Annotated in this window: 12 protein-coding genes and 1 other RNA gene; 8 read left to right on the forward strand and 5 right to left on the reverse strand. The window is 33.4% G+C overall.

Annotated features, from left to right (window positions below; genetic code table 11):
• Position 1 precedes the first annotated feature (1 nt).
• The 5 genes from DSM00_RS06190 to DSM00_RS06210 all read left to right on the forward strand — a co-directional run bounded on the left by DSM00_RS06190 (position 2) and on the right by DSM00_RS06210 (position 5,571).
• Positions 2–982 carry a DUF368 domain-containing protein gene (locus DSM00_RS06190; protein WP_128757154.1) on the forward strand — a complete coding sequence of 327 codons (981 nt, stop codon included), beginning with the start codon at positions 2–4 and terminating at the stop codon, positions 980–982.
• Positions 972–1,994: a DUF368 domain-containing protein gene (locus DSM00_RS06195; protein WP_128757155.1), complete on the forward strand. Its 1,023-nt coding sequence runs from the start codon at positions 972–974 to the stop codon at positions 1,992–1,994. Before DSM00_RS06190 ends, DSM00_RS06195 begins: the two co-directional genes overlap by 11 nt.
• A gap of 77 nt (positions 1,995–2,071) precedes the next feature.
• Complete coding sequence (locus DSM00_RS06200; protein ID WP_206633791.1) at positions 2,072–2,803, forward strand: shikimate dehydrogenase family protein; 732 nt, start codon at positions 2,072–2,074, stop codon at positions 2,801–2,803.
• 84 nt (positions 2,804–2,887) lie between these two features.
• Entirely contained in the window at positions 2,888–4,933 is a 2,046-nt protein-coding gene (locus tag DSM00_RS06205; RefSeq protein ID WP_128757156.1) for a DUF349 domain-containing protein, read from the forward strand.
• An 11-nt stretch (positions 4,934–4,944) separates the two neighbouring features.
• A complete protein-coding gene (locus tag DSM00_RS06210; protein WP_128757157.1) occupies positions 4,945–5,571 on the forward strand; it encodes a class I SAM-dependent methyltransferase in 627 nt (208 codons plus the stop codon).
• A 47-nt stretch (positions 5,572–5,618) separates the two neighbouring features.
• On the opposite strand, the gene DSM00_RS06215 is transcribed toward DSM00_RS06210, so the two are convergent.
• The 4 genes from DSM00_RS06215 to DSM00_RS06230 all read right to left on the reverse strand — a co-directional run bounded on the left by DSM00_RS06215 (position 5,619) and on the right by DSM00_RS06230 (position 9,660).
• Positions 5,619–6,632, reverse strand: a complete 1,014-nt coding sequence (locus DSM00_RS06215; protein ID WP_128757158.1) for a hypothetical protein — start codon at positions 6,630–6,632, stop codon at positions 5,619–5,621.
• Positions 6,633–6,863: 231 nt separating this feature from the next.
• Entirely contained in the window at positions 6,864–7,400 is a 537-nt protein-coding gene (locus tag DSM00_RS06220; protein WP_128757159.1) for a 1-acyl-sn-glycerol-3-phosphate acyltransferase, read from the reverse strand.
• The gene (kdsB, locus tag DSM00_RS06225; protein ID WP_128757160.1) at positions 7,400–8,155 is read right to left on the reverse strand and encodes a 3-deoxy-manno-octulosonate cytidylyltransferase; all 756 of its coding nucleotides are present in this window, start codon (positions 8,153–8,155) and stop codon (positions 7,400–7,402) included. Before kdsB ends, DSM00_RS06220 begins: the two co-directional genes overlap by 1 nt.
• A gap of 71 nt (positions 8,156–8,226) precedes the next feature.
• A complete protein-coding gene (locus DSM00_RS06230) occupies positions 8,227–9,660 on the reverse strand; it encodes an ATP-dependent DNA helicase (RefSeq protein WP_128757161.1) in 1,434 nt (477 codons plus the stop codon).
• Between the two features lie 115 nt (positions 9,661–9,775).
• Between DSM00_RS06230 and DSM00_RS06235 the strand changes: the two genes are divergently transcribed.
• The 3 genes from DSM00_RS06235 to rsmD are packed head-to-tail and all read left to right on the forward strand — an operon-like array spanning position 9,776 to position 11,743.
• Positions 9,776–10,423 (forward strand): hypothetical protein, encoded by a 648-nt coding sequence (locus DSM00_RS06235; protein WP_128757162.1) that lies wholly within the window; start codon positions 9,776–9,778, stop codon positions 10,421–10,423.
• A complete protein-coding gene (locus tag DSM00_RS06240; RefSeq protein ID WP_164916304.1) occupies positions 10,413–11,210 on the forward strand; it encodes a DUF3822 family protein in 798 nt (265 codons plus the stop codon). Before DSM00_RS06235 ends, DSM00_RS06240 begins: the two co-directional genes overlap by 11 nt.
• On the forward strand, positions 11,207–11,743 hold the full coding sequence (gene rsmD / locus DSM00_RS06245; protein ID WP_128757164.1) for a 16S rRNA (guanine(966)-N(2))-methyltransferase RsmD: 537 nt from the start codon (positions 11,207–11,209) through the stop codon (positions 11,741–11,743). The genes DSM00_RS06240 and rsmD overlap by 4 nt, the downstream gene beginning before the upstream one ends.
• 53 nt (positions 11,744–11,796) lie before the next feature.
• Here rsmD and rnpB read toward each other — a convergent pair.
• Positions 11,797–12,120, reverse strand: an RNA gene (rnpB, locus tag DSM00_RS06250) — RNase P RNA component class A.
• Positions 12,121–12,235 lie beyond the last annotated feature (115 nt).

The raw sequence follows: 12,235 nt of genomic DNA on the forward strand, positions 1-12,235 counted from the left end.
AATGTCTCAAAATAGATCGCTGCTTAATTATGCAGTAGTTACTTTAAAAGGCTTAGCTATGGGTGCTGCAGATGTAGTACCCGGTGTTTCCGGCGGAACAATAGCTTTCATTGCCGGTATATATGAAGAATTAATTTCTACCATCGACAAACTCGATATTTCCTTCTTCAAATGCTGGAAGAAAAATGGTTTTTCTAATGCAGCTAAGGAGTACAATTTAAAATTTTTGGCTGCTCTATTCTTAGGAGTCGCCATTAGTATTCTTTCGCTGGCAAAACTTATCACCTATCTTCTGGAGGAACATCCGCTATTGCTATGGGGATTCTTTTTTGGACTCATAATAGCGAGTATTGTATATATCGGTAAACAAATTAAAAGCTATAACCTAGGTGTTTTTATAATTGGAATTGCAGGGATTGCTATATCTTATTATATTACAATTGCAGAGCCTCTAAGTGCAGGTGCAAGCAACTGGTTTATATTTCTTAGTGGGTTTATAGCCATAATAGCAATGATTTTACCTGGAATATCAGGATCGTTTATTTTATTATTATTAGGTTCATATGCCATTATTTTGGGTACTGTCCGTAATTTTGTAGACGGTCTAATTGCTATGGATTTTACAGCTATTAAAGATGCTGCTATAAAATTGTTTTTATTTATGCTAGGCTGTATTGTAGGTCTCAAGGCATTCTCAAAAGTGCTAACCTACTTATTTAAAAACCATCAAAACCTCACTTTAGCACTATTAACCGGTTTTATGATAGGCGCTTTAAATAAAGTTTGGCCTTGGAAAGAAATTTTATCATATCGTACTAACTCACACGGTAAACAGGTGGCACTTTTGGAAAAAAGTATCTTACCACAACATTTTGATGGGGATCCAAAAATCATTTTGGTAATAGCTTTGGCAATTATTGGCTTTTTGACTATTTTCTTACTTGAACGCTTCGCCAATTCCAAACAAAAAAATGCAATCTAATAAACATCGGTCCTTTTCAGATAAAGTCTGGTTAGTTCTTAAAGGTCTCGCTATGGGTGCGGCCAATAAGGTTCCTGGAGTTTCTGGAGGTGTCGTAGCTTATGTTGCAGGATTTTACGAAGAATTTATTTATTCACTTCAAAAAGTAAATAAAACGGCTTTTAAACTTTTATTAGCCGGTAGAGTGCGCAGTTTTGCCCGTTTTGTAAACGGCAGATTTCTATTTCTTCTCATTTTAGGAATGATCATTAGTTACTTTAGTGTTTCAAAATTACTCGACGTTGCAATCGACTTGTTTCCATTGTATGTGTGGAGTGCCTTCTTTGGGATGATAATTGGAAGCGTTTATATTATCGCTAAAGATTTTAATGAATGGACACGATCTAATCTTATTATTCTTTGTCTGGGAATAGTTGCTGGTATTGGTATAAGTTTATTAAAACCGGCGACTCAAAATGACAACTTAATTTTTGTTTTTTTCTGTGGAATAATTGGTGTTTCAGGTATGACGCTCCCCGGACTTTCAGGGTCTTTTATACTAATTCTTCTGGGCAATTATGTTCTCCTCTTAGTAGATTCGGTAAATGCCCTGTTTGATACTATTGCAGACGTTCTTCACGGAGATTTTTCATTTATAAATAATCCTTTTAGGGTGCGCCTGCTAAAAGTTATGGCAGTTTTTACATTAGGATCTGCAACAGGATTGGTTACATTATCAAACTTTCTGGCCTATTTACTAAAGCGATATAAGAATCAAACAAACGCAGCAATCATAGGCTTTATAACAGGTTCTCTTGGTGTTGTCTGGCCTTGGAAAAAGCCGGTGTTTGAGCTTAATTCACTAGGAACTATAAAATATGACCGTGTGGGAGATCCCATTCTTATGAATTATAATCGGTTTATTCCCACTCATTTATCTGCTGAAAATCTTATTGCTATCTTGTTTATATTTATAGGCATTATAAGTGTGGTAGCACTGGGTAAATATGGGGAAAACACCCGTCGCCAATAAAATAATTAATTTATCTTTAAATCGGTAAAACACAATTAATTACTTTTAGAAATAAAGTATAATTGCAAGCATCTATTATGATTAAATTAGGGTTGATAGGTAAAGATATAGATTACTCATTTTCAAGATTATACTTTACTGAAAAATTTGAGAAAGAAACAATTGAAGCAGACTATTCAAATTTTGACTGTAAATCTGTGCAGGAGCTTAAAGAACTTTTCGAGACCAGAAAAGACTGCTTAGGATTTAATGTCACCATACCCTATAAGGAAAGTGTGGTTCCATTTCTAGATGAGATGAATAAGCACGCAAGTGCTATAGGTGCTGTAAATACTATAAAAAGACAGCAAAACGGTAAACTAAAAGGCTTTAATACTGACTATTTGGGCTTCAGAAAATCTTTGCAGCCTTTTTTAAAATTGAAATCTCACAATCACGCTTTAATTTTAGGAACCGGAGGAGCTTCAAAAGCGATAGCGTATGCATTAGAACTTGAAGATATAACCTATAAATTTGTTTCACGATCTCCTAAAAAAGGTCAATTAACCTATAGTGATCTTACAAGCGCTGTTCTTTCAAAATACACGCTGATAATTAATACAACTCCCATAGGCACTCACCCTAACGTTCTAGAATGTCCAAAAATTTTATATCGAGCATTAACAAAAGATCATTTACTGTATGACTTAGTTTACAACCCTGCAGAAAGTCTCTTTTTAAAGAATGGAAGAATACAGGGAGCTAAGACAACTAATGGTTTCGAAATGCTAAAACTACAAGCAGAAGCAGCTTGGGAAATCTGGAATTAACTACTGCCTACAACTCACTCTTGCTATTTGAACAGTTAATAGTATCTTTAACTCAATAAATTAAGCACCTTAACATTGAAAGAAATGTCTGAAGAAAACAAAGCATCTAAAACCGAAGAGCAAACCGAAGTAAAAAAAGATAACGCTTTGAAATCTGACTCTAATACTGAAGCAGCTAATACACAAACAACTTCTAAAACTGCTGAAATTGTTGAAAAGCAAGATGAAGAATTAACAACTGAATCGATAAATGTAGTACAAAGTGCTAAAAATGTTGATGAAGACGAAGATGAGGATTTTGCAGAAGAAGATGATGATGATGATGAGGATGAAGATTCTACAGACTTAGAAGCGGCACTTAGTAAAGATGTAGAAGATGAATCTACACAAGAACGTCATGCGATTCCTGAAAAGGATTATGATAGTCTAACTAAGCAAGAGCTGATAAAAGAGTTTAAGAATCTTCTGAATAATTATAATGTACAAGCTATAAAAGAGCATGTAAATGCATTAAGAACATCCTTCATTTCAAAATTTGAAGAAGAACAGGACGAGGCTAAAGAAAAATTCTTAGAAGAAGGAGGTAATATTATTGATTTCAGATATTACAATCCTTTAAAGAAAGACTTTAACTCTCTTTATTATGAATATCGTGATAAGCGCAATAATTATTATCAAAATCTCAAAAAAGATCTTAATGCAAATTTAGAAACTCGTACAGCTTTAATTGAAGAGTTAAAAGAACTTAAAAATGAGCTAGGTGGCGAAGATAGCATTAATACCACGTTTGATAAATTTAAAGATATTCAAGATAGATGGCGTAATGCAGGTAATATTCCACGAGATCGTTATAACCTTGTTTGGAATAACTATCATCACCACGTTGAAAATTTCTATGACTTTCTTCATTTAAATAGAGAATTTAGAGATAAAGATTTTAAGGATAACCTCGATAAGAAACTTAAACTTATTGAGCAAGCAGAGGAATTAACTAAAGATTCTGATGTTAACAGAGCCTTTAAGGAGTTGCAAATGCTTCATAAAATATGGAAGGAAGAAATAGGCCCTGTATCTAAAGAATATAGAGAAGAAATCTGGGAAAAGTTTAGTACTGCGACCCGAAAGATTCACGATGCGCGTCAGGATTACTTCAAAAATATTGATAAAGTATTTGAAGAAAACCTTGAGAAAAAGCAAGAGGTTATTTCAAAAATTGAGGCTATTGCAAATAAACCTTCAAATTCTCACGGTGGTTGGCAAAAGCAAATGAAGGAAGTAAATACCCTAAGAGAATCCTTTTTTGAAATAGGAAAAGTTCCTAAAAAAGATAATGAACCTACCTGGAAAGCATTTAAAAAAGCTACCAGAGAATTCAACCACAATAAAAACGGATTTTATAAAGATCAGAAAAAGGAGCAATACGATAACCTTCAGAAAAAATTAGATTTAATACAGCTGGCGGAAGAAAATAAAGACAATGAGGACGTACAAGCTACCATTGATTTAATGAAGCGCATACAGGCTGATTGGAAAAAAATAGGTCACGTTCCAAGAAAAGACAGCGATAAAATTTGGAAACGCTTTAAAAAGGCTTGTAACCACTTTTTTGACCGTCTACACGCTGAAAAAAATGAGATTTTAGAAGAAGAAAAAGTTAATCTTGAAAAGAAAACCGCACTTCTAGAAAAGAATAAAAACGCTAAGTTAGAAGGTACTCCAGATGAAAATCTTAAAGCTATAAAAGCTATAATTAAGGAGTGGAAGGATACAGGAAGAGTTCCTCATTCTAAAAAATCTATAGAACAAGATTTTAATAAGGTTTTAGATGGTTTATTTAAATCGCTAGATCTAAGTAGAAAGGATGCCGAACTCATAAAGTATGACAATCGTGTAGCTTCATTAGCAGATCAAGATGGGAATCACGCCCTAAATAAAGAACGCTTTTTTATAACTAAAAAGATAGAAGAAAGTCGCGCCGAAATTAATCAGCTTGAAAATAATTTAGGTTTTTTCCAGCACGTGGCAGATGATAATCCACTTGTTAAAGATGTACATAAGAATATCGCAGAGCATAAAAAGACATTGGAGATCTGGAAAGCTAAATTGAAAAAGCTTAAAACACTTTACTAAAATTTAATATTATGAAATGTCTACTTTGTAATCACTCTGCTGATTTCTTGGGTAGGTTTCAGAATAGAAATTATAACAGATGCACTTTTTGTGCATCTGTTTTTTTAGACACAAACGACCATCCAAACCTTAAGAAGGAAAAAGAGAGATATAACTTACATCAAAACAACACCAATAATTCGGGGTATTTAAAATTTCTTTCCCCCCTACTCGATGCTGTTTTTAAAAATCACACACCTGCAGATCTGGGGTTAGATTACGGTTCTGGACCTAATCCGGTTTTTACTAATTCATTGCAACGCGAGAATTATCAAATTGTATCTTATGATCCCATTTATGCAAATACACATACTTTCACTGAAAAAAAATACAATTACATTGTATGCTGTGAAGTGATAGAGCATTTTCATAATCCACAAATTGAATTCAATAGACTTCGCGAGCTGCTTGCTAATAAAGGAAAGTTATATATAAAAACAAATCTCCTACTTGAGACTATAGAATTTAAAAACTGGTGGTATAAAAATGATTATACTCACACCTTTTTTTATACTGAAAGAGCCTTATTATATATCAAGGAGAATTTTGCATTTAACGATTTAAAAATTCATAAAGATTATATTGTTTTTGAAGCATAAAAAAGCCCGGTATTTCTACCGGGCTTTTTTGTATTATAGTGACAAGATTAGTTTTTGTAAAGGTATAATGAAGATACACCAGTAAGCGAATTATTAACTGCAGGTGTCGCTGTTCCAGAAGTATTACTAGATACTGAAGAAAAAGCCAATACTCTGCCACCACCGTTAGCTAGTTCTGCTACATAAACAGCATCTGCTTCTGCATCATAAACAACATTTACTGGGTTACCTAATAAGGTTGATGCACCAGAAATACGTATTTGATTAGTTAGCGCAAGAGTTTCACCGTTGGCAACTGCATTAAATTTTGAGTTAAAGTTAGATATTACGTGAATAGCTCCATCTGTATCAAAATTTCCATCAGCTGCAGCAGCGATATCAGTTAATACCATTGTATCACCATCATAATCAAGACCATGGGTACGCACAATACCTTCAACAGCCACTCGCTTAGATGCACTTATAGAAGCATCAGATGGATTGCTCGATAAAAAGTTTGTAAATACAGCCAATTCATTTGTAGTATCTACAACTGCATATAGATCGTTGTTTACAAATTCAATTCCCCAGAGTGGGAAATCTACATTTATTGTTCTGCTCAGCGTAAATGATCCATTAGAACGTTCAAATACAAAAAGTCTGTTATTGTTTGTAGTATTATCAGAAACTACATAAAAATTACCACTTACAGCTAAATCTCTTGCACTCTGCAAAGCTGCTGGTCCAGTAATATCAACATTTAATGATGCTGTTGTAGATACAAGATCACTTATGCTAATGTAAGTCTGTAATGAATTTTGAGTTGCTCCACGGGATGCAATAGTAAAGCTATCATCTTCTGGAGAATAGTAAATACCTTCAGCATCTGTTGCTGTAGTAGTGTAAACAGTAGCTTCATTAGTTAAAAGATTGTATTTAGTAACGTTTCCATCTGCGTGGCTTGTAGCATATAAATCCGCAGTGCCATCATTCATATCTGTGGTGTTATCGTCATCATCACTGCACGATGTTAAAGCAAATACACCAAGTACCCCTAAATAAAGAAATTTTGAAATTTTCATAATTGAATTTTAGTTTTTATAATTATTTGTTCATTATATAAACGAAAATTAATTAATTATGGTTTTGCTCTGGAATAGTGAAAATCCACCTTCAAAAACCATTAATAATCAACATATTAAAATTCAGTTAGTTGTATTTACATGTGTCTTTAAAGTTAACGTATCTTTAAGTTATGATTATGAAAGTTTAACGCATTCCATAATTATTAAATAAACATTTCATACGTTGTTTTAGCTATTTTCAGGTACTTTTCCTTTGATGTTTTTAAAAAAACTGCGTAATTCAATCATATCCTTAGTGATATCTCCTGTCGGATAGAATAAATTCCCTATGTGATGTTCCTTATCTTTAAAATTCATAGTAACAGGTAATATGGGTACTTGGGCTTTTAATGCGATATAATAAAAACCTGTTTTCCATGTATCTACTTTTCTTCTTGTACCTTCTGGAGACAGTGCAAGTCTAAATATATCTTTCTTTGCAAAAAGTGCAGATATTTGTTCTACCTGATTTTGACCTTTTACCCTATTTAAAGGCGTTCCTCCTAAGCTTCTAAAGAATATTCCTAACGGCCATTTAAAAAGTTCTTTCTTACCCAAAAAATTAATTTCTTCATCAAGCACACTTCGAAAAATCAGTCCCATATAGAAGTCATGCCAACTAGTATGTGGTACTGCTATGACTATCATCTTTTTTACGGAGCTAGGAAAACTACCGCGTATGCGCCAGCCAAGTGCGTTATATAGCCTTTTTGAAATCCAACCCATTAGTTAATGTGTTGCGATTTTATAATATTTCTAGCGTCTTCCAAATCTTGAGGAGTATCTATACCTATTGCTGGAGAATCTGAAAACACCATTTTGATGCGTTTACCATATTCTAAATAGCGAATGGCTTCAATCTTTTCTGATGCTTCAAGGTTACGCATAGGAAGATTATAAAAATCAAGAACCGCTTGCTTTCTAAAAGCGTAAATTCCTTTATGCTTAAAATACGTAATTTCAATCTCTTTATCTCTAGGATAAGGAATAGGTGCTCTTGAAAAGTATAGTGCAAAATTATTATGATCTACAATTACCTTTACGTTGTTTGGATTTTCAATTTCAGATATTGATGAGATAGGCGTCATTAATGATGCCAAATCTATAGAATCTGCATCATCTTCATAAAATACTTGTAGAATATTGCGCATATCTTTCTCATTAGTAAATGGCTCATCTCCTTGAACATTTACAACGATATCTACATCCAGATCCTTTACAGCTTCAGCAATACGATCGCTTCCACACTGGTGCTCTTCTAGACTCATTATAACTTTACCACCATACTCACCTATTGTATCAAATATGAGTTTGCTATCTGTTACAACATAAACATCATCAAAAAGTCCCGTCTTTATAGCTGCTTCATAGGTGCGAATAATAACTGGTTTCCCTTCTAAATCCTTCATTAACTTCCCCGGAAATCGAGATGCCTCGTATCGTGCAGGAATCATAGCTATAACCTTTAACTTTTCTGTCATTTTGAATTTATTTGAAAATAGATTGGGGATTAATATCAATTTAAATTGATTGAATTACTCAAATTAGCATTTTAATCTTCAATAAACATATCGTCTTTGAAGCCTATTAGATATAATTTTTTACGAGCTCGAGTTACTGCGGTATATAACCATCGTAAATAATCTTTATCCATCCCATTAGGTAAATACGGCTGTTCAACCATTATTGTTTCCCATTGTCCACCCTGGGATTTATGACACGTAATCGCGTATGAAAATTTTACCTGTAGGGCATTAAAAAATTTATTATTCTTCACCTTAAGAAAGCGTTTGTATTTAGAAGTTTCATCGGCATAATCTTTCATAACTTCCTGATAAAGCTGATTTCCCTCTTCATAGGACAACGATGGTGTTTCCGAAGTAAGTGTATCAAGGAGTAAGACCGTTTCAAATGGAGCGAGATTAGGATAATCTGTCATTTGTATTTTTACTTCCGCAAAGCGAAAACCATACAGCTCTTTTATACTGAAAATTTCTAAGATTTCTATAATATCACCATTTGCGATAAAGCCTGCATCACTTTTGGTGTCTAACCAAAAGTAATTGTTTTTAACCACCATAAAATAATCACCGGGACTTACTTCTTCCTCCTTAAATAATATACGAGAGCGTATCTGTTGATTGTACAGATTTGCACGTTTATTAGATCGTACGATAATAGCTGTACCTTCATTACCATATTCTTGATATGAATCACTTAAAGAATCCATAATTTCATGACCATCTATAAGACGCACCACATCATCTTGATTACTTAAGCCAAATCTAAAATCCTCATAGAGTTGGTCATTGAGAAATTCTCTAATACGCGTGGCATTTTTTAAAATACCACTAGTTTCTGCCTGACGCATCACTTCATCTAGTTCAATACTTAATACTTTTTTATTAAACTGAAGTTCTAAATTTCTCGCGTCCAGTGCCGGACTTAAATCCATTTTTACAGGTGGTAATTGCGCATTATCACCTATTAAAAGGAGTTTGCAGTTATGTCCACTATATACATATAACATCAGATCGTCAAGAAGCGAACCATTTTCAAACAATTTTGATTCTGAAACAGAATCAGAAATCATTGATGCTTCATCCACTATAAAAAGAGCATTGCGGTGTTTATTTTTCTGTAGGGTAAATGACACACCTCCTCCACGCTCTTTCTTGGGATAATAAATTTTTCTATGTATAGTTTGAGCAGCTTCATCACTATAGTTAGAAATAACTTTTGCTGCCCTTCCTGTGGGTGCTAATTGAACAAAAGACATTTTTATTTTCCACAAATTCTTAACAATTGTTCCTATAGCGGTTGTTTTACCGGTACCGGCATATCCTTTTAAGAGATAAATAGTATCATTTTTAGGGTCTAATAAAAACTTACTAAGTTGCTGTAAAAGAATATCTTGCTTTAAAGTTGGGGCAAATGGGAAATCTTTAAGAAGTAATTTATAAAATGCTTGATGGTCCAGCTCCATACGTATTTATTGATGTTGTAAAGATAGTAATGAATTTTTGGGGATATCCTTTAACGATTAAAAAAAAATTGTAGATTTGTCGGTAACCATTATTAAATCTAAAACCACACATCGAATGAAATTAGTAATTCAGTTATTACTTTGGGTTGTTATCGGAGTATTAGGATATCTGCTTTTTAACTCTGTTTACGGCGAAGTTAAGTTTAATGACCTTAAAGTTGCACGCTATCAAAAATCTGTTGATAAGCTTAAAGACATTCAAAAAGGACAATTAGCTTTTAAACAAATTAATGGCAAATTTGCCGGTTCTTTTGATGAACTTGTAAAATTCTTAGATACTGCAGAATTTACACTTACAGAACGTCGTGATACATTAGTACTTGATGAGGAAGCAACAAGACGTTACCGAGTAGATACTAGAAAAGAAATTACTATTATAGATACATTAGGTAAAGCGTCTATTAAAGACTCTTTATATCAAGGAACAGATCGTTACAAAACGATGATGAATGTTCCGGGTACAGATAAGCAATTTGAAATGGAAGCTGGAACCGTTCTAAAGAATGATGTTCAAATTCCAGTATTTGAAGCTAAAGTTTCTAAAGACGTTATCTTATTTGATCAACCTAAAGATTACGTTGCTAAAGAAAAGCAAGTTATATCTGTTGAAGGTGTAAATGGAGCATATTTATCTGTAGGTTCTATGACTGAAGTAAGTACCGCAGGTAACTGGCCTCAAAGTTACGGTGACAGTGAAGATTAATCCTCTGGTAAATTCAGAACTTAATATATTATCCATCCAAGTTAGCTTGGATGGATTTTCGTTTTATATCCATAGTGATAACTCTAACGAACCTATACATGCAGAGCATTTTGCATATAAAAATGTTACAACTGCAGAACAGGCTTTAATCGAGATTCAACAGCTATTTGATAATTCTGCAATATTACACAATAGCTTTAGTAACGTATCTGTTGTTTATGCAAACGAATTATATACAATCGTTCCCAAACAGTTATTTGACCCTAAAAATCTCACGGATTATTTAAAATTCAATACAAAAATTTTAAAAACAGATTTTATAGTTTATGATGAATTAGAAAGTCTAGATCTTATTAATATTTATGTACCCTATACAAATATTAACAACTTCTTTTTTGATCATTTTGGCACCTTTACCTATTACCACAGTCAGTCTATATTAATTAAAAATATACTTGAGGATTCTACAGTAACTGCAGAACCACAGGTCTACATTCAAGTAGGTCTCAAAACCTTTGATCTATTAATTTATGAAGGTAAGAGCTTGCTTTTGAGTAATCAATTTAAGTATACTACAGATGCCGATTTTGTTTATTACATTCTTTTTTGTCTTGAACAGCTGGCATTGAACCCAGAAGAAATCAAAGTTAATTTTAAAGGTTTTATCGATACAGAGGATTCTAAATATCAATTAATCTATGCGTATGTTAGAAACGTGGAGATCGTAGAGACTGTAGAAGAAAATCAGTTAAATTATTCTTACTTGAAATACAACCTTAACTTATGAGAATTATAAGCGGCACCTATAAAGGAAGACGTATTAGCGCACCAAAAAAATTACCGGTTAGACCTACAACAGATATGTCTAAGGAGTCGTTATTTAATATTTTACGTAATAGATATAGCTTAACACGAGTTACTGTTTTAGATCTTTTTTCTGGTACAGGAAATATAAGCTATGAATTTGCTTCCCGGGGTGCAGAAGCTGTTACTGCAGTTGATGGAAATGCCGGTTGCGCAAAATTTATTCAAGAGACAGCCAACGAATTTGAAATGAATATTAATGTCATTAAATCTGACGTTTACAGCTACCTCGCACGTGAAAGCAATAAATATGATATCATATTTGCCGATCCTCCATATGACTTTGAAACCGATCAATTTACCAAGATCGTTGATTATGTGATGGATAATGAACTACTATTGCCAGATGGATGTTTGATTATAGAACACAGTAAAAATACCAATCTAGAAGATCACCCAACTTTTTTTGAAATCAGAAAATATGGCGGAAGCGCATTCAGCTTTTTTTCTAAATAATTAAAACGATTAGCCAGTAATCAATTTAAAAATAGAATTGTTTTTGAGAAAATAAAAAAAGCAGACCTATAAGCCGGGTTCTGTTCTTATTGCAAGCAATAATACCTTATCATTTATCTAGACAAACAATTACTTGTTTGTTCTATCTGCCTACCCTCCGGCATCGCACGAGACGCACTTAATTGCCGGTTTACATGGCATTGCACCGCATAGAGTTTACCTGGTTTCACTACAGCATTACCTGTACATACTTTCTGTTGCACTAGTCCTTAAATTAATAATTGCTTATTAATCTAGACGGCCGTTAGCCGCTATGCTTCCCTATGGTGTCCGGACTTTCCTCCCTATAAAAATAGAGCGATAAGGCGGTCTGCTTTGACGCAAAAATACACTTTTATACTGAAGTAAATTTGTTTAATAGGGTTTCAAAAAATGTTTATTGTTAATAAGAAAATTGCAAAAAAGACAATTGTGTAGGGCGTATTGAATTCA

The sequence above is a fragment of the Leeuwenhoekiella aequorea genome (assembly GCF_004104375.1).
GTDB lineage: Bacteria > Bacteroidota > Bacteroidia > Flavobacteriales > Flavobacteriaceae > Leeuwenhoekiella > Leeuwenhoekiella aequorea.

Coding starts and splice junctions, on each gene's coding strand:
- DSM00_RS06190 (WP_128757154.1), top strand. CDS start 2: ATGTCTCAAAATAGATCGCTGCTTAATTATGCAGTAGTTACTTTAAAA.
- DSM00_RS06195 (WP_128757155.1), top strand. CDS start 972: ATGCAATCTAATAAACATCGGTCCTTTTCAGATAAAGTCTGGTTAGTT.
- DSM00_RS06200 (WP_206633791.1), top strand. CDS start 2,072: ATGATTAAATTAGGGTTGATAGGTAAAGATATAGATTACTCATTTTCA.
- DSM00_RS06205 (WP_128757156.1), top strand. CDS start 2,888: ATGTCTGAAGAAAACAAAGCATCTAAAACCGAAGAGCAAACCGAAGTA.
- DSM00_RS06210 (WP_128757157.1), top strand. CDS start 4,945: ATGAAATGTCTACTTTGTAATCACTCTGCTGATTTCTTGGGTAGGTTT.
- DSM00_RS06215 (WP_128757158.1), bottom strand. CDS start 6,632: ATGAAAATTTCAAAATTTCTTTATTTAGGGGTACTTGGTGTATTTGCT.
- DSM00_RS06220 (WP_128757159.1), bottom strand. CDS start 7,400: ATGGGTTGGATTTCAAAAAGGCTATATAACGCACTTGGCTGGCGCATA.
- kdsB (WP_128757160.1), bottom strand. CDS start 8,155: ATGACAGAAAAGTTAAAGGTTATAGCTATGATTCCTGCACGATACGAG.
- DSM00_RS06230 (WP_128757161.1), bottom strand. CDS start 9,660: ATGGAGCTGGACCATCAAGCATTTTATAAATTACTTCTTAAAGATTTC.
- DSM00_RS06235 (WP_128757162.1), top strand. CDS start 9,776: ATGAAATTAGTAATTCAGTTATTACTTTGGGTTGTTATCGGAGTATTA.
- rsmD (WP_128757164.1), top strand. CDS start 11,207: ATGAGAATTATAAGCGGCACCTATAAAGGAAGACGTATTAGCGCACCA.